This window comes from Collinsella sp. TM06-3, from assembly GCF_003436395.1.
Classification (GTDB): domain Bacteria; phylum Actinomycetota; class Coriobacteriia; order Coriobacteriales; family Coriobacteriaceae; genus Collinsella.
Genome location: NZ_QSPG01000009.1, coordinates 14232 through 31637 on the forward strand (window position 1 = coordinate 14232; position 17406 = coordinate 31637).

Sequence of the window (17406 nt, forward strand, 5' to 3'; positions counted from 1 at the left end):
CATTCCAAGCCTTAATTCCGGGACATAGTTTCCGGACAAGACATCAACCGGAAAGTGGGGACCACTCTGAGCGCCGATTCTGGGACACACTTTCCGAAACACCGCCCATCCGGAAAGCCCGTCCCGCTCTGAATACATCCGGGCATGGAATATCCGCTTATTAGGCCTTCCGTCAATAAAGGGGCGCCCTCCCGAGCGGCGGGCTCGAAGTTCATCGCGAGTTCCGCACGCAAAGAAGGCCACTTAATGTGGCCTTCGTCTTGCGCAGGACTGTAGAGCAGGGAACTTCGTGCCCGCCGCCCGGGAGGGCGTTGCGTTTAGAAGATGAACCTAGCGCTTATCCCTCCGGGACAAAAGAAGTGCGGCTATAAATGCGATGATTGCAAGCGTCAGCAACACCAAAAGCAACGTGAGCGTGTTGTCGCCCGTTGCCGCCAGACCAAGCAAGCCGGGCTTCTTGCTGTCAGCAGACTGCACGGGAATCTTCTCGCCATCGTCCTCGGCGGTAATCTCCCAGCGAATGGTCTTGTTTGCGTCGGCAACCTCGTTGCCCACCGATGTCGGAACGTTTAGCTGCAAATTAAGCACCGTGCTGCCATCGCTCGTAAACGTGGCGATTTGCGTGGGATAAGCGAACGCGCTGCCCGGTGTTCCTGTCTGGAGCCAACCTGCAGAGCCATCGCCCGCCGACGCCGTTAGGGTAATGGGCGACAGCAGGCGTGCCGTCTCGTGATCGACAACGGCACGCACAAACACGCGCACCTGGGACTTTACGCCCGTGGCACGAATCTCTATCTGCTGATCACGCACATCGCCAGGCATCAGATCTTTAAAGGCCAAAAACAGATCGGGCTCCCCCGAGGAGTCCGTCGCCCCCGAGACCGTCAGCTGACGCGCATTTCCGTCATAGGCAATCGCGGGAGTATCGGCAAACGCACGGGCGGGAACAGCGAGCGCGACCACGCAGAAAATGGCCGCGACCATGCAACGCAAGGAGCGCGCAACACCTTTACGAATCGGGAACGCCATACTTACGCACCTCCATGCGGCGGCACCAGCACGTCATTCTCGACCGAGCAACCCCATGCGTCGTGCACGGCCTCATCGGGCGTCGCCTGGACCGCCTGAGTGGAGATATCCACGACAAGATTGCGACCTTCGGTTGCCTTGAGCTCGGTAACCCTATTAATGAGCACGCCGGTTTCCGCGCCGGGAGCGACGGGCGACGTCCAGTAATAGAACCCGTCGCTCGCCTTAACCCAGTTATAAGCCGAGTTCGCGCCCGAGGCATCAGCCACGCTCCACGCAATCTCGTAATCCGCCTCACCCTTCGGCTCCTCCTTCGGCTCATCCCACAGGCGTGCGCCATCCTGGTCCTGCCAGTAGATATCCACTGCAGCACGAATATAGGCGGGCGCGGTACCCGTGTTCTTCGCCTTGACATCGCTTTTCACTTTGCCGTTGAGCGTTTCCTGAACCGATGGCGTCACCGACCCGATGCCGAACTGGTTGACCAGCACGCCCGTAACCGAAAGCCAGGCCAACGTGCCTGCCGTACCGGCCAGGAGGATAACCCCCACCAGCAAGGCGATGATGCGCTTGCGCTTGGACATGCTAATCCTCCTTCTTTGCTACGTTGCCGTTGCTCCAAACGTTATGGGCACGATTGCTGCCGTCGATCCATTTGTCGTTCACACGCGTGTTCGTGCAGGTGAACGTGGCATCGTTCGCGCTCGATGCAGCGGAGATAGTCGCCTGCGCCTTATCGCCCGGCTGCTTGCCAGGGACGCCGATCTGGCTGCTGTAGCGCCATGCCCACGCTGAATCCTCCTCGACGGTGTAGATACCCGCCGGGACCGCAAGCTCGATAGCGCCGGAGTACCAGGCGGAACCGTCCTTCAGCTGCGCATCCGATGACACCGTTACCTCAACCGTGCGCTCCTCCAAGGCGTTGCCGTCCATGCCGGCCCGGGAAACCTTGAAGCGGAACGTCTTGCCCTTCGCCCAGCTATCCTGGGTTTGCTTGACGATCTTGAGCGTATGCGTAGCGGCGAAATCGAACACCGCATTGCCATCGCTCTGAGTGCCGTCGCCCGTGAGCTTGTAGTCCAAACGATTCGTCAGCTCAAACGAGCCCTCGCCTGAACCCGAACTGTAAAGCGAGACATACTTCCCGTTGACAGGCGCAGGAGTCTGGCCAGGAAGACCATAGCCCACGCGGTCAACGTGCACCGTCAGTTGCGTGCCCATGAAGGGCTTTGCAAAGCAAGCCTTGAACGGCGCCTTATCGCTCTTGTCATCTATCGTGTTCGCGGCATTGGGATCAAGCAACCACTTGAGCTGCCCGGTCACATTCTTAGGGCTCGCATCGTCCGATGTGTCGTTAGCGACGACCTTATACGTCACCGGATACAAATCCATGTTGGCTGTAACCGGTTTACCCTTGAAGTCGCTCCACGCCACAGCTTTGTCGCCATTAACCCACTGCCACTCCAAGAACAACTCCTTCAAGCTGCTATCCGCTCGCTCGCCCAGGAATGCGACGATTGCGGAGTAGGCTTCGGGATCGTAGGCCACTTCCTTTGGCTCCATGACGGGTTCACCCTTGTCGTCATAGACCGGGTTGCCGTTCTCGTCCATCTTGGGCACCTTAACTGTCTGAACAAAGCCGGCATTGCCATCCTGGCCACGCAGAACACTCGTATCGTTCGGGTCTACCGTAGCGGTGTAGATGACGTTGCCTTCGGTGTCGTGATAGCGCACTTTAAGCGGCGTCTTCTTGTACACCGCAGTGTAGGTCACGCTCTCAAAGGGCTCGCTGCCCTCGAGGGGATACTTCTCATCGTCAGTCATCAGGGTGTACTGCCCGTCATTGACATAATCGCGCGACCAGCCGACAAAGTCGTACTTGGTGCCGTCAGTGCCCTCAACCTCCTCGGCGGCCTTGACCTCAAGAGAAATCTGGTCGCCGGAATCAGTGCGGCCGAGGCTACGGACAAGATCGGGATTCGCAAGTTTAGAGTCAATGTTCGATTGAACGGTAACCAGGCTGGGACGGTAGACCGGGTACAGCTCCATGGGGGCCTTGACCACGGTAGAAGCACTCACCATACGGATGCCCTCTGACCAAGCGACATAGCCCTTGCCAGGTGCCGGCTCGGCTTCCGTCCAGCCCACGAAGACGTTGAACTTGCCTGTATCCGCATCGATAGTGCTGACGTCATAAGTAGGCTTCGGGATGCCGCCATTAAGGTTGCCGAGCATATCGTCTTGCTGAGCAACTTTGCCGTCCACATCCGTGGCATTGAGGTGGTACACAACCGCCAACGGCGAATAGTACGCCACGAATGTATAGGCTCCGCCAGGTTCCACCGGATAAGAGCAAGTACCATGCTCCACATCGTAGGGAAGCGTCTTGATCTCGCCGTTCGGAAGCTCGATCTCAACCTTCTGCAACTTATACAGCTCACCGCCTGCTTTATAAACCGGCGTCGTAACGTCAGGGGTCACCGTTGCCGTAGCAGGATTGGTGTCCGCGTTGATAACGGGAGCGATGTTGTAGCTAGGCACATTGACCTTGTCCGTACCCTCAAAACCTGCGCGATGCAGGTTGGTGGTGTAGCTGACGTCGTACTTTGCGTAGACGGGATAGGCATCCTGCCACTGGGTGACCTTGGACTCGTCGGTCGCCAGATACGGCTCTGCCTTATCCGGATCACTCGTCACATAGGAGTCGCCGGCGACGTCGTAGATATACTTCCAGACGTCAGAATCCTTCTGAACCTCGGCGGTCGAAATCCAGCCCAGGAACTTATAGCCAGGCACGGCCATGTCGGCATCGGTCGGAGAGGCTTCGAGTGTCAGACTGGGATTGACGTCACCATCCTTTCCGTCGTAGGGCCTTGTATTAACCGTCCTATCCTTATAGAGATGCGGATAGCAATACAGGAACGTCGGATCTTTACCTTCCGCCGTTTTCTGCTGAAGCAAGTTGCTTTCATAGCGTCGAGTAGCAGCCTGCTTTACGTTGCCATCCTTGTCATAGAAGTTGACGTCCGTGGTCACCATGGCGCGGACATAATATTGCTCTGTCGTTAAAACAGCACTCGAAAAAGGATTCTCTATATACGTCCAAGAACCGTCGTCGGGTCTTTCGAGCGTCCAAAAACTGAAGTGGTACCTATCATGTGCGGGGGAAAATTGAACTTTAATACTTGACGCTTTCCACTCATCACTCAGTTTACCGGCTCCTGGAAAATCAGTGTCGGCAATCATATCCTTGATAGTATTTGCGCCAGTGTCGTTACGCACATTATGCGAGTAGGCGTTAATAGGCGCAACGATTCGCGTCGCATCAGAGAGAACCGTAGTGCACTTATCCGCTGGATTCTTATCATCGTGTAACACGTGAGCGGAATCATCCGTACCAGCACCCCAATGGACAATGTTTTCACGAACATATGTCGCGCCAACGTTTTCCTCAAAGGGCGACTTGTACTTATTCCAAACCGAGCAGAGGAGCTTGCTGTCCGTTAGACCGCTATTTGTGAATGCCCGGATGTAGTAATCCACGCGGTACTCAAAGCGTGCGGTATAGGTATGCGGAACGGTCAGGTCCACATTGCCGGGAAGCTTGTAGCTCGGATCGCGGCTCACGCGAACATCAACCGGGGATCCATCGGCAGCCTGCTTGTTTTCATACCAACCCAGGAAACGATAGCCGTCGGGCAGCTGGCCCTCCTCGGATATAGCTTTACCGGATACGTCGAGCACCTGTACGGTATACGCGCTTGTGCCATCTTCTGCAGTCTCAACCTTAACGTCAGTTTTGCCCACACCGTCGCGCCGAGTCTGATCGTCGGTTGCATCCTGCTCATTGCCCTCAAACACCGTCATGATGTTCGACACATAGTCGGTGTACACCGGATAAAAATCGGTAGGGCCAAGCACAGTGATCTCGGTGCCGGCAGGATAGAACGCACCGGCGTTTTTTAACTCGGCAAGCTCAGGCGAGGTGATGGCCGCGTAACCGCCATGCATCCCGGCCTCGCCACTCGGCTGCGTCGTCCAACCGATAAAGGTGGCGCTGGCAGAAAGAGTGCCGCGGTCCGCAGGGGCAGCCGGCGTTAAACCGACGCCATAGCGGTACCAGTCCGTCGACTTGTCGTGCTCCTCGCCGCTCTGCCACGCGAGCGTCTCGCCCTTGACGTTATAGAACAGTACCTGCGCCTCGTACGAAGCGATAAACAGGTCATTGCCCTTAAAACCGTCGACCCCCTTGGCATTATCGGCGGTATAGGTCGACGTATGCTCGTGCGCCTCACTCTTCTTGACCTGTTTGCCGGCAGTCACGGCATCGGCATCGGTCTTGCCGTCAAACCAGGTGTTATCGGCCTCGATGTGGTTCACGTTGACCCCGGGCTCGCGGAACCAGCCCGTAAAGCGGTATCCCTCGTTTGCCTCGGTCAGGCCTTCAGGCTTTGCGGAGGTCTCTTGCTCAAACGTTACCGACGTATCGCCCTGGGCCAAGCCCTGAGCCGTTCCCGCCAGCACAGCGCTCACGGCAAAGGTGTAGGGGTCCGAGGTCGCCTGATCAATACCAAGCTTGGTTGCCTCGATGGTCGCGGTGCCCGCGCCGGGAAAATCGGTCGTTGCCTTAACGCTCTGGCCATGCACGGGAATATTCAGTTTGTAATCCATCGCCCACTCATTGGCGTGCGTGCCACCCAGGGCCTCATCGTTAGCAGTCGAGCGTTTAGTACCGGCACAGAAATCATAGTCATGCTCTTCCCACAGCTCACGCGTGGTATAGCGCTCGTCGTCCCACGGGCCATAGCCGTCGCCCTTAGTGGTACCGTCGCCGCCAAACGAGGGGATTTTCTTTTTGGCAGGGTTGCCCTGGCTGTTGCCAGTAAGGCTCACGCTTGGCTTAAAGTAGCACTCGGTAACTTTGGCATCATCCTTGTTGGCGCGCGCGCCAATACCGCCCAGGTTCACATCGTTTTGAATGATGGGGATCACGGCGATGGGATTGTACTGGCGCGAACTCAAATCGCCCGCAAAATGGCTGCGGACGAGCTCGTTGCCCTCGGCGGTCAAAATTCGGCCCGCCAGGCCGCCTGTCCACGCACGCGTCACAGCGACGACGCCCACATATGACGCGGCATAGCTGTAGCACTGCGCCGTCGAGAAGCAGTCGATAATCTTGGCCTCGCCCGCCATGCAGCCCACAAAACCCGAGGCGTACACGTTGTTGCCGCCCAGGGCGCCAATAGCCACGTCGTACTTATTGGTGACGTCGGTCATGCCCTTCTCGGCAATCGAGCCATCGTCTTTGCGCGTAGGCGTAACGCGGCAGTACTCAATCGTCGAATTTGTAACGTAGCCGGCAAACGCCGCCATATACAGACCCTCGCCACCAATTGCCTGTACGCCCGAAGTCGTGTTGTTAACGGCACGGCCACCACGGACCTCGCAGTTATAAAGGGTGCAGCCGTCGAGCTCGCCGGCGATGAGACCGCCCTCAAAGCCTGCGTTGGTAATGAGGTTGAGAGCATTGTTGGCGCAGGTCACGTGCAGCGTGCTCTCCATGACCATAACGTTTTCGAAGCGCGTATTGACGGCCTTGCCCACGATAATGCCACCGCGGAAGTCCGCCCACACGTTGGCGTCCTTGACCAGGAAGTTTTTGATGGTGGCACCGTTGGTCTCGGCAAAAAATCCCGTATCGCGCTCGGGGTCAAAAGCGTCTTTATCGTAGTTCAGGCCCTCAACGGTGTGGTTTTGACCATCGAACACGCCCTTAAACGGATGCTCCTTGTTGCCAAACGACAGATGCTTAACGGTGTTTGCAACGATGTCTTTCATGTCGTCGCTGTCGAGCTCAATGTCGTTATCGAGATAAACGTGCCAGCCGGACGTATCGCGCTCGCGCGACAGCGCCACACACGACAAAAAGTCAGCCTCGTTTTTGATGTGGAATTCGGTTTTGGCCTCGGGCACATCCTCGGCATGCACCGCCATCGGCAGCGCCATGACGCAGCAAAGGGCAATCGCTGCGACGGCAACCAGCCTGCTAAGCATGCCCCGGTTCATGTTCTTGATCTTCATAGGCTAGTTCGCCTCCGGCCAGCCCGCGACGTCAAGCACGTCGAGGACGGTATCGCTTGCCTGCTGGTTTTTGGCCTGCACGGCCTGAACATCGATATCGAGCCTGAATGAGCCGCCGCGCGCGGCATCGTGGTAGTCGCCCACAAAGCGCAGCGAGTCCATGAGGCTTTCCGTCATGGCGCCGGGGCCGAGCGTGCCGCCACGCCCGGCCAATCCACGGTAGTAGTACCACCCATCGCCGCCATCGATCCACGGGGACCCCTCGCCCGCGTCCACATGAAACGCAACGTTGCCCGAGGCATCCGCGCACGAGCCGTCGGGTGCCACTGACGTCATGCGCAGGCGCGCGCGAACGTACTCAGGCTGCGCGCCGACGTTCTCCACGCGCACAATGCGGCTGATGTCAGAACCCCCGGCTTTGGTGTCGGGATAGTCCCCGTGCTCGTTGGGCTCAAACGGAATCTCCTCGCCCTGCTCGTTGAGGGTGTATTCGCAGACTCGTACCTTCACGCTGCCAAACGATAGAACGTTGTTCGCCGGAGCCATATCAACGGTAAAAGCCAGCGTGCCGCACAGGCACGCCAGGGCCAACAGCGCCATCGCGGCAAGCGCCAAGGTGCGTTTCTGATTGTCGGAAAGATTGTTGAGCATTACGTTCGCCAATCGTCAATAAGGGGGACCGAGATCCCGGCCCGAATATAGGGGTGGGAGCGGGCCGGGATCTCGATGGGAGTGGGGCTACTACTGGTTCTTAACGTCATTAGCCCAAATCTTGGCCTGAGCGACGGCGTTGTCAGCAGCGCTGGTGTTGCCGTCCTTCTGGTCGGCGCCGAAGATGTAGGCGGAAACCTTCATCGTGGGTTTCGTGGCGACCATGGAGCCATCCAGGGAGCCCGGGAACACAACCTTGCTAAAGAGCTCGCCGGTGTAGACGTCCTCAGTAGCGCTCTTGGCGGGGAGGGCAACAGGTTTGTCATCGGTAGCACCCTTGGCGTACATGAACAGACCGCTCAGGTACTTGCCTTCGGCAGAGGTGGTCACCTGTCCATCGACCGGCTTCCAGTTGTCGTTGAGGCTGAAGTACGGGGTGTTCGCGGCAGCGGTGTCATCCTTGACCATGGCGTTCTTCACATAGATGAACACGTAGGCGTCGTCGGAGCCCTTCGCGATGCCGACGTTAGGGTTCTTGTCTGCGCTGGAGCCGGGAACGATCTTGGAGTCGTCTTTCCACTTGGTCTCGAACAGATAGGCCTTGCTATCATTATTATCGCGGCCAGGCTTATCGGGCTGGTCGGGATCGGGCTTCTTTTCGGGAGTGTTGATGCTGCCCACCGTAAACACGTTGTTCAGCGTCTGCGTGGCTGTCAGCCAGGCGTAGGTGCCCACGCCGGCGGCCAGCACCAGCAGCAGCAAGGCGGCAACGATGCCGTAGCGCTTTTTCTTCTTGTTTTCCATAGTTCTCTTCCTTTCGAGAATCGTCTTCCCCGGCAACGGCCTTTACCGCCGCCGACACTTCTCCCTGCCGCTATGAACGCCGCTCCCTCGCATGCGCGCGGGCATGCTTGCCCGCAGGCTCATCGGGAACCATCCGATCGAGCACAATCGGCGCTGCGATCAGCAGCGCCAGAACGGCCACCACAACAAGCAAACCGGGCATCGTCGTGCAATATGCGTTAACGAAGCCCAGGTAAGGGACACAAAAAGAAACGACACCGATCACGCGCGAAAAAGGCGTCTGCTCGGCGTCGTGCATGATGGTTCCATCTGCATTTTTGTTTGCGATTCCCTGCGTGCTGATCGTCTGCGCCACAGGGTCGACCTCGTACACCTGGTGAGTCACCACGGCACCGTCCGATCGGTAAAAAGTTGCATTGTCACCCACGACAATATCCGTTGGATCAACCTGGTGAACAAACACCATGGAGCCGACGGGGAGCTCGGGTTCCATAGAGCCCGAAAGCACAGCAAAGGACATGTATCCAAATGCGCGAGGCACAAAAGAAACAACGGCAAGGGCTATGACAAGCGCGAACGCCAAGCTACTCAAAAGCGTAATAAATCGTTTGAGTCTACGCGCCGTCAAAGTGATAATTCATCCCCCTTGAGGACCTATTCGACCCATCCAAAGGTCAGCAAGTTTCAACAGGAACCGCAAGGCGCTTGAAAAGTGAGTCCGAAATAAGCCAATTTGGAATCTTTTCGTAATAAAAACATAGCGATGTGCTACACATTTTTCAATGTTTTATCGCTAAATGCTACTTATTTTGGCGTAAGTGGTCATTTATCCCCAAATTGGTCTGCTTTATCCAATATCTGTGACTAACCCCCTACGCAACTTCCCCATAGAGGGATCGATTTTTTGCGGAACTAAAATAATGGTACCCCCCCCCACATTAAAACAAATTGCTGGAAGTGCCCTTTATTTCCGACCCCTTTTACTGGAGTTTTATGACAGCCCCATCTAGTTCGCAGCCCATAACCCTCTGAAAACCGTGTCCCAGAATTCCCGTCCGGAGTGGGATGCGGCTTCCGCTTGTGGCCCCGTTGGGAAGCCGTATCCCGCTTCGATCACAAATTCCGGGTCGCACTTTCCGCCAAGACCCTCAACCGGAAACTACATCCCATTTCTCGGCCGAAAACTGGGATGCGGTTTCCACAGAGCCCCTCAACGGGAAACCGCATCCCATTCCAAAGGCAAATTCCGGGACGCAGCTTCCGCAACCCCACCCATTCGGAAAGTCCGTCCCACCCCGCCTACATCAGGGCATAGAACAATCAGCTTATTAGGCCTTCCATCAATAAAGGGGCGCCCTCGTGTCACGAAAAAGCCTCGAGAATCTCGAGGCTTTCACGTTTGTACGATTGAATGCACGGCACCGCGAACAGCGAAGCTACTCGCCCAGCACGACCTTCTTGGCGGCTGCGGCCATGTTGTCCAGGTCCTCCTTGGTGGGGTGATCCTTTGCGGCGACCCAGTTGTCGAGCAGCATCTTAAATCGGGCGTTATCGGGATCTTGCTCGAGCATGGCCTCGTAGCGCTGCTTGACCGCGGGGCCCATCTTGCCCTGGCACATCACCCAGCCCGCAAGCTCGGCATCCCCAGCCAAATTGGAAGTTACGCGATCAATAATCTGCTGGTAATAGCTCTGGTCGGCCCCAAAGCCGCAGGTGCCAAACAGGAAGACGCGCTTGCCGTGCAAGGCGGAGAGCAACGCCGCGACCGAAGGCGTGCACGCGCCCTTGTCGCACCAAAAACCGACGAGCACCGTGTCGGCCGCGCAGGCGCCCTGTGCCTCGAGCGCAACCTGATCTGCGTCCGCATCGTCGCTCAACGCCGCGGCGTGGACAAACTCAACGCCCGCAGCCTGCAGAGTGCGCTTGATCGCACCCGAAACCATCCTGGTATTACCGCTCTTGCTGTTAACCACCAAAGAGCACGTCATAGTCACGTTGCCTCGTTTCCCCCAAAACTAAAGCCACTAATGCAATTTATTAGATGAATATCTTAGTACTAACGTGACAGATGTAAACCACCGTCTGTCGATTGATTAATTAGCCCCACGGGCTTGCTTACTGGGCGAACTGGCTGCGGTAGAGCTCGGCGTAGAAGCCGCCTGCCGCTAGCAGCTCGTCGTGCGTGCCGCGCTCGATAATCTCGCCGTCGCGCATGACCAGGATGCAATCGGCGTTGCGGATGGTGCTCAGGCGGTGCGCCACGACAAAGCTTGTGCGACCTGCCATGAGCTCGTCGAATGCCGCCTGAACCTGCAGCTCGGTGCGGGTATCGATGCTCGACGTCGCCTCGTCCAGCAGCAAGATCGCCGGGTCGGTGAGCATGACGCGCGCGATGCACAGCAGCTGTTTTTGACCTTGGCTAAACGTGCCGCCGTCCTCGCCGATCACCGTATCGTAGCCTTTCGGCAGCTGCACGATAAACTTGTGCGCATGCGCGCGCTTGGCAGCCTCGATGATCTGTTCGCGCGTGGCGTCGGGACAACCGTACGCGATGTTATCCGCCACCGTGCCCTCGAACAGCCAGGTGTCCTGCAGCACCATACCAAAGGCGCGGCGCAGGCTTGCGCGTGCGTAGTCGCGCGACGAGCGACCGTCCACCAAGATGCACCCGGCATCGATATCGTAAAAACGCAGCAGCAAATTGATGAGCGTTGTCTTGCCACAGCCCGTAGGACCGACAAGGGCAAAGCGCATGCCGGGCTTGGCGTCGATGCAAATGTCCTGCAGCAGCTTGCGGTCGGGCACATAGCTAAAGTCCACATGCTCAAACGAAACCTCGCCCTGCGGGGCGGCAAGCTCTACGGCGTCCGACGCATCGGGCTCCTGCTCGCGGGCATCGAGCAGTGCAAACATACGACGTGCCGAGGCATACGCCGTCTGGATTTGCGTAATAACGTTGGTGACCTCGTTGAACGGCTTGGTGTACTGGTTGGCATAGGACAGGAAGATCTGCACGCCGCCCACCGTAAGCGCTGCGGGCACGCCCGTGATCACGCCCACGCAGCCGATCACAGCGACCACGGCATAGATGATGTTGTTGATAAAGCGCGTGCCGGGGTTGGAGAGCGAACCCATAAACTGCGCGCGCTCGCCCGCGGTGTAGAGCTCGGCGTTGAGCGCGTCAAAGCGCGCTTGGGCGTTCGGGCCGTAGGCAAACGCATCAACCAGCTTTTGCTCACCCACATACTCCTCGATATGGCCACCGAGCTGGCCTTGGATGCGCTGTTGAGCAGTGAAGCTCTTATTGGAAAGCTTGGCAATGGCGCCGGCCGCAAAGATGGAAAGCGGCGTGACGAGCACCACCACGAGCGTCATGGTCAGGTTAATGGAGAGCATAAACGCAAGCGTGCCAACGATGGTGATGATGCCGGTAAAGAGCTGCGTAAAGCCCTGCAACAGACCGTCGCCCACCTGGTCGACGTCGTTGACCACGCGGCTCATGAGATCGCCGTGGGCATGGCCGTCGATAAAGCTGAGTGGCATGCGGCTGAGCTTGTCGCTCGCCTCCACGCGCATGTCGCGCACCGTCTCGTAGGACAGACGGTTGACGCAGTAGCCCTGCAGCCACTGGAAGGCCGCCGCGCCCACCACGACAATCGCGAGCTTGGTAACGAGCGGCAACAGCTCGTCAAAGTCCACCTGCCCGGCGGCAACGATGAGGTCGATGCCCTCGCCGATGAGGATGGGCGTGTAGAGCTGCAGAATCACCGAGATGGCGGCGCTCACAAACGACGCCGTAAACGAAATACGGTGCGGACGGACGTACCCCATCAGGCGGCGGGTCACCGCGCCCACGGGATAGCGCTCGGGGTCGCCGGGCTGGCGCGGGCCGTCGCCCAGGTCATTGAGGCTATCGTTGCCGGACACGTTTGCCGTCATCGTGGCGACCGAACCGGAAGAAGTGTACGGATTCATTTAGCAGCCCTCCTTTGCGCAGACAGATACAGGGGCGCCTAGGGCGGACGCGGGCCCTGGGGTGGGCGCGGGCGCCGCACTCCCCTGCTGGCCCTCGAGCTCCTCGCGGCGCAGCTGCGACTGGCAAATCTCGCGATAGAGCTGGCAGCTTGCATACAGCTCGTCATGCGTGCCCAGGCCCGCAACCGATCCGTGGTCGAGCACGCAGATCATGTCGGCATCGCGCACGGTCGAGACGCGCTGGCTCACAATCACCGTGGTCAGCGGCAGCCCGCCCTCGGCGGCACCGCGCACGCTGCGCTCGCGAATGGCATGGCGAAGCGCCGCGTCGGTCTTAAAGTCGAGCGCCGAGGCAGAATCGTCCATGATCAATATCCGAGGCGAACCCACCAAGGCGCGCGCGATGGTCAGGCGCTGGCGCTGGCCACCGCTAAAGTTCTTGCCGCCCGCCTCGACCGGGGCATCGAGCCCCTGCGGTTTGTTGCGCACGAACTCGCTCGCCTGCGCCATGTCGAGCGCCGCCCAGAGCTCCTCGTCGGTTGCCGACTCGTCACGCCAGGTCAGGTTGCTGCGGATCGTGCCGCTCACCAGCGACGCGCGCTGCGGTACGGTCGCGACCACGTGGCGCAGCTGGTCGAGCGGCCAGGTGCGCACGTCGGCACCCATCACGCTCACGCTGCCGGTGCTCGCATCGTAGAGGCGCAGAATAAGCGAAACGAGCGTGGACTTGCCGCTACCCGTGCCGCCGATAATACCGAGCGTCTTGCCCAGCGGGAGCTCCAGCGTCACATCGTTGACGGCATTTGCCGCGCCCGCGCCAAAGGAGAAGCTCGCATGGTCAAAGCTCAGCGCGGGAACTGGGGCGGCATTGCCCGGCTTGGGCAGCGCGACCGGCTGGTTGCCCTCGTCGGTGATGCTCGGCACGCAATTGAGCACCTCGTTGATACGCGACGCGCTGGCGCTCGCCTTGGTAAAGACCACGACCAGGTTGGCAACGTACACGATGGAGGTCAGGGTCTGCGTCATGTAGTTCACAAACGCCATAACCTGGCCCTGCGTAAGCTCGCCCACGTTGACCTGGATGCCGCCCACCCACAGGATGGCGCACACGCCCAGGTTCATCACAAGAAACGTGACGGGGTTGAGCACCGACGAGAGCTTGCCCACCGCGATGGCAGTATTGGCCTGGTCATCGGCGGCTTGGGCAAAACGCTCACGCTCGTGATCTTCGCGTACAAAGGCGCGAACCACGCGGGCGCCCGAAAGACCCTCACGGCAAATGAGCGCGATGCGATCGAGCTTTGCCTGCAGCTGCTTGTAGTACGGGATGCAGCGCGCCATGACAAACCAAAACACCAGGCCGATGGCGGGCGTGCAAATCAAAAAGATCATGCCGAGCTTAAGGTCGATGGCAAGGGCCGCGCACATGGATCCCACTGCTAGGAAGGGCCAACGGATGAGCATACGCACACCGAGCGCCACGGCAAGCTGCACCTGGTTGACGTCGTTGGTAATGCGCGTGATGAGCGACGGCGTGCCGAAGCGGTCGAGTTCGGCATAGCTCAGCTTGTTGATGTGCTCGTAGAGCGCACCGCGGATATCAGTACCCATGCCCTGCGAGGTGAGCGCCGCCATCTTTTGGCAGACGAGCGTAAACGAGATACCGATCACAGCCATGGCGCCAAGTACCATGCCATAGTGGACGACGGCACTCACGTCGTGCGCACCGATACCTTTATCGATCATCTGGGCAATCACCAGCGGCGTAAGCAGGTCGAAAATCACTTCGATCAACTTGCACGCAGGGCCAATCACCATATAGCGGCGAAACTTACCACCAAAACGCCTGAGCAGCTCAATCATGTATAGGCGCTCCCTATCATCATCCACACTCAATTCGAACCATGATAGTACCGCCACCCCAAAAGAAGCGTAAACAACTCGTCATTTCTAACGGGATTCAGTTTTCAGAGGGGTATACGCGCACACCCAGCCAGTGTCGGGTCAACTAGCATGGTATATTTACATTAGTGCTACCAAGTTAGTCGCCGACCCTTGAAATGAGGTGCCGAGATGAACGACATTCTCGCAAGAAGAGCAAGACGAGCAACTGTGGGCATCGCCCTTTCCGCGGCACTTGTCGCGGGAATCGCCCCCGCAACGGCGATCGCGGCAGAAACCAGCGCCCCCACCGGTGCAGTTGCCTTGCAGACGGAAGACGCGGCCGCCGCAAAAGAAAAAGCGTATGCAGCCATGCAGGAAGCGCTCAAAAACCTCGAGGCCGCAAAAGACGCCGCAAGTCCCGAGAAAATTGCGGAAATCGATACTAAAATTGCCATTTTTCAAAAGAACTACGACACTAATTTGGCGCGAGCTGCCATATATAAGGAATCCCTTCCTACCATGCAAGCGGACATCGATGCAGCCCAATCCGAATGCGATAAGGCCCACAACCGAACAAGAGACCTTGAGGCAGAATTAAATAAAATCCCCCACACGGATTACGAAACTAGATGGCAGTTGGAACTGGCGATCATGGATGCACAAGAGCAAGAATCTCGCTGTGAAGATAAGCTTGAGCACTGCCGAATGCGCCTCGAAAGTCAGAAAAGCCTGATTTATTTCTTAGAAAGCGAAGTAGAGTTTAATAAAACCCACCTCGACGGAGAAACAGCCAAGCGAGATGCGCTCCTCGATAATTTGAAAAAGGCGCAAGCGGCCTATGACGACGCCTGCAAGGCATACGAAGAGGCAAAAGCCGCAGCAGATACGGCCACCTCGCCCGAGATAACGAAACCCACCGAGACAACGCCTCCCTCCGGCTCGGCGCAACCGGCCGAGACGGCACAGCCCGCCAGCTCGCCCGTGACCGGCAAAGACGCCGCACCGAGCTCCGCCAAGCAAGCGAACACAAGCAACAGCAAGCAAGCGAATACGACCGCCGGCAAGCTCGCAAACACAGGCGACACAACGCCAAGCGCAATCGCACTCGCAGGAATTGCCGCCGCAGGCCTCGGAATAACCGCCGCGGGCGTACGCCGTATCAAGAACTCAAGGTAGCTGCCAGAGCATATCGCTCCCACCAATCTACAAGCCCATAGACAAAGAGGCCCGTTTCCCCAAGCAAAACCAGGGAAACGGGCCTCTTTATTTGTAAAAACAAATGGTAATGCCACCGTCTCTTGAACCGCGCAGCCATCAATGCCCAGACAACACTAGCAAGCCGCGTTCCTTAAGGGATAGATTTAATGGCTGTTAATCAAGGGGTATACGCGCACGCCCGATCAATGGCGGGCAAACCGCCTGATATACTTACATTAGTACTACCAAGTTAGTCGCCGACCCTTGAAATGGGGTGCCGAGATGAACGACATTCTCACAAGAAGAGCAAGACGAGCAACCTTGGGCATCGCCCTTTCCGCGGCACTTGTCGCGGGAATCGCCCCCGTAACGGCGATCGCGGCAGAAACCAGTTCCCCCACCGGTGCAGTTGCCTTGCAGACGGAAGATGCGGCCGCCGCAAAAGACAAAGCATATGCAGCCATGCAGGAAGCACTCAAAAACCTCGAGGCCGCAAAAGACGCCGCAAGTCTCGAGAAACTTGCGGAAATCGATGATGACATTGCCGCTTTTCAAGAGATCTACGACATGGTGGTGACGGAAGCCGCCAAACGGAGGGAACGCCTTCCCGCCATGCAAGCGAACGTCGATGCAGCCCAAGCCAAATACGAAGAGGCCCACAACCGGACAAGCGGCCTTCAGGCAGAATTAAATAAGGCAATCGACGACGGAGCTTCTAACGAAACTATTAAGCAGTTGCGAAGTGAGATCATGTCGGCAGAAAGGCGAGAAAAATCTTGTGAAGATGATCTTCACCACTGCCAACGCCGGCTCGAAAGCCAGGAAAAACAGGTTCAGTATTTCGAAAGTGAGGCAGAGGAAGCCAAAGCCCACATCGATGAGGACATAGCCAAGCGAAATGCACTCCTCGGCGATTTGGAAAAGGCGCAAGCGGCCTATGACGATGCCTGCAAGGCATACGAAGAGGCGAAAGCCGCGGCAGATAAGACCACCTCACCCGAGATAACGAAACCCGCCGAGACGACAAAACCCTCCAGCTCAACGCAACCGGCCGAGACGGCGCAGCCCGCCAGCTCGCCCGCGACCGGCAAAGACGCTCCATCGAGCTCCACCAAGCAAGCAAATACGACCACCGGCAAGCTCGCGAACACGGGCGACACAGCGCCGAGCGCAATCACACTCGCAGGAATCGCCGCCGCAGGGTTCGGAATAGCCACCGCGGGCGTGCGCCGCATCAAGAACTCAAAATAGCTGCCAGCGGTTATTGTCTTCGCCAACCCACAAGCCAAGAGACAAAAAGAGGTCCGTTTCCCCAACCCAGGGAAACGGACCTCTTTAACTGCAAAATCCAAGCAACAGCACCGCCGCCTCTTGAACCACGTAGCCACCGCGCTCCAGACAACGCCAGCGAGCAGCAAAAGGCACGGGATTAAATTATTCAGATAAATGTGACCCTTCAGGCAGTTTTGGTCGGCTACCCGCGAGTGCCGGCAGGGCGCTTGGTAGTCGAGCGATCCCGCAGGCAAAGCCGAGGACCAGCGAGACACCAAGCGCCCTGCCGGCACTCGCGGGTAGCCGCGGCACCAAAAAGCGCCTGCGCACTCGATGGATTCGGATGCCCGACAGAGGCTCCTTATGGCTGCTTCCTTCCGGACCTGACCAGATTCGGAACATGTCGTCATCCGAACCCATCGAACGCGCTAGGCGCTCGGTATATCTTACCTGCTCCCGCCCGCCACGGCAAGTGGGGCGAACCCATCGGATGGATTCGCCCCACTCGTCCAT

At 58.1% G+C, this 17406-nt stretch carries 11 protein-coding genes and 1 other RNA gene; 2 read left to right on the forward strand and 10 right to left on the reverse strand.

Features of this window, described 5'->3' with window-relative positions:
* Positions 1 to 330 precede the first annotated feature (330 nt).
* The 9 genes from DXD56_RS05275 to DXD56_RS05315 form a co-directional block, all read right to left on the reverse strand.
* Positions 331 to 1029, reverse strand: a complete 699-nt coding sequence (locus DXD56_RS05275) for a hypothetical protein (protein ID WP_117564342.1) — start codon at positions 1027 to 1029, stop codon at positions 331 to 333.
* 2 nt (positions 1030 to 1031) lie between these two features.
* Positions 1032 to 1613, reverse strand: a complete 582-nt coding sequence (locus DXD56_RS05280) for a hypothetical protein (RefSeq protein WP_117640426.1) — start codon at positions 1611 to 1613, stop codon at positions 1032 to 1034.
* A gap of 1 nt (position 1614) precedes the next feature.
* Positions 1615 to 7110, reverse strand: a complete 5496-nt coding sequence (locus DXD56_RS05285) for a hypothetical protein (RefSeq protein WP_117640427.1) — start codon at positions 7108 to 7110, stop codon at positions 1615 to 1617.
* 3 nt (positions 7111 to 7113) lie between these two features.
* Positions 7114 to 7761, reverse strand: coding sequence for a hypothetical protein (locus DXD56_RS05290; RefSeq protein ID WP_117640428.1), 648 nt, complete (start codon positions 7759 to 7761; stop codon positions 7114 to 7116).
* A gap of 90 nt (positions 7762 to 7851) precedes the next feature.
* A complete protein-coding gene (locus DXD56_RS05295) occupies positions 7852 to 8565 on the reverse strand; it encodes a SipW-dependent-type signal peptide-containing protein (RefSeq protein ID WP_117640429.1) in 714 nt (237 codons plus the stop codon).
* 70 nt (positions 8566 to 8635) lie between these two features.
* A complete protein-coding gene (locus DXD56_RS05300; RefSeq protein WP_370446007.1) occupies positions 8636 to 9193 on the reverse strand; it encodes a signal peptidase I in 558 nt (185 codons plus the stop codon).
* A gap of 808 nt (positions 9194 to 10001) precedes the next feature.
* Positions 10002 to 10553 (reverse strand): flavodoxin family protein BilS, encoded by a 552-nt coding sequence (gene bilS / locus DXD56_RS05305; protein ID WP_117640431.1) that lies wholly within the window; start codon positions 10551 to 10553, stop codon positions 10002 to 10004.
* A gap of 127 nt (positions 10554 to 10680) precedes the next feature.
* On the reverse strand, positions 10681 to 12540 hold the full coding sequence (locus DXD56_RS05310) for an ABC transporter ATP-binding protein (RefSeq protein WP_117640432.1): 1860 nt from the start codon (positions 12538 to 12540) through the stop codon (positions 10681 to 10683).
* Positions 12541 to 14403: an ABC transporter ATP-binding protein gene (locus DXD56_RS05315; RefSeq protein WP_117640433.1), complete on the reverse strand. Its 1863-nt coding sequence runs from the start codon at positions 14401 to 14403 to the stop codon at positions 12541 to 12543. It lies immediately after the preceding gene.
* A 210-nt stretch (positions 14404 to 14613) separates the two neighbouring features.
* Here DXD56_RS05315 and DXD56_RS05320 point away from each other — a divergent pair, with 210 nt between their 5' ends.
* Positions 14614 to 15600: an LPXTG cell wall anchor domain-containing protein gene (locus tag DXD56_RS05320; protein WP_117640434.1), complete on the forward strand. Its 987-nt coding sequence runs from the start codon at positions 14614 to 14616 to the stop codon at positions 15598 to 15600.
* A 303-nt stretch (positions 15601 to 15903) separates the two neighbouring features.
* On the forward strand, positions 15904 to 16872 hold the full coding sequence (locus tag DXD56_RS05325; protein ID WP_117640435.1) for an LPXTG cell wall anchor domain-containing protein: 969 nt from the start codon (positions 15904 to 15906) through the stop codon (positions 16870 to 16872).
* Between the two features lie 348 nt (positions 16873 to 17220).
* Here the strand turns inward: DXD56_RS05325 and ffs are convergent.
* Positions 17221 to 17316: signal recognition particle sRNA small type (gene ffs / locus DXD56_RS05330), an RNA gene on the reverse strand.
* Positions 17317 to 17406: the final 90 nt, after the last annotated feature.

Bases quoted from the DNA above. Each gene is read 5' to 3' on its own strand.
- DXD56_RS05275 (WP_117564342.1), bottom strand. From the start codon at position 1,029: ATGGCGTTCCCGATTCGTAAAGGTGTTGCGCGCTCCTTGCGTTGCATG.
- DXD56_RS05280 (WP_117640426.1), bottom strand. From the start codon at position 1,613: ATGTCCAAGCGCAAGCGCATCATCGCCTTGCTGGTGGGGGTTATCCTC.
- DXD56_RS05285 (WP_117640427.1), bottom strand. From the start codon at position 7,110: ATGAAGATCAAGAACATGAACCGGGGCATGCTTAGCAGGCTGGTTGCC.
- DXD56_RS05290 (WP_117640428.1), bottom strand. From the start codon at position 7,761: ATGCTCAACAATCTTTCCGACAATCAGAAACGCACCTTGGCGCTTGCC.
- DXD56_RS05295 (WP_117640429.1), bottom strand. From the start codon at position 8,565: ATGGAAAACAAGAAGAAAAAGCGCTACGGCATCGTTGCCGCCTTGCTG.
- bilS (WP_117640431.1), bottom strand. From the start codon at position 10,553: ATGACGTGCTCTTTGGTGGTTAACAGCAAGAGCGGTAATACCAGGATG.
- DXD56_RS05310 (WP_117640432.1), bottom strand. From the start codon at position 12,540: ATGAATCCGTACACTTCTTCCGGTTCGGTCGCCACGATGACGGCAAAC.
- DXD56_RS05315 (WP_117640433.1), bottom strand. From the start codon at position 14,403: ATGATTGAGCTGCTCAGGCGTTTTGGTGGTAAGTTTCGCCGCTATATG.
- DXD56_RS05320 (WP_117640434.1), top strand. From the start codon at position 14,614: ATGAACGACATTCTCGCAAGAAGAGCAAGACGAGCAACTGTGGGCATC.
- DXD56_RS05325 (WP_117640435.1), top strand. From the start codon at position 15,904: ATGAACGACATTCTCACAAGAAGAGCAAGACGAGCAACCTTGGGCATC.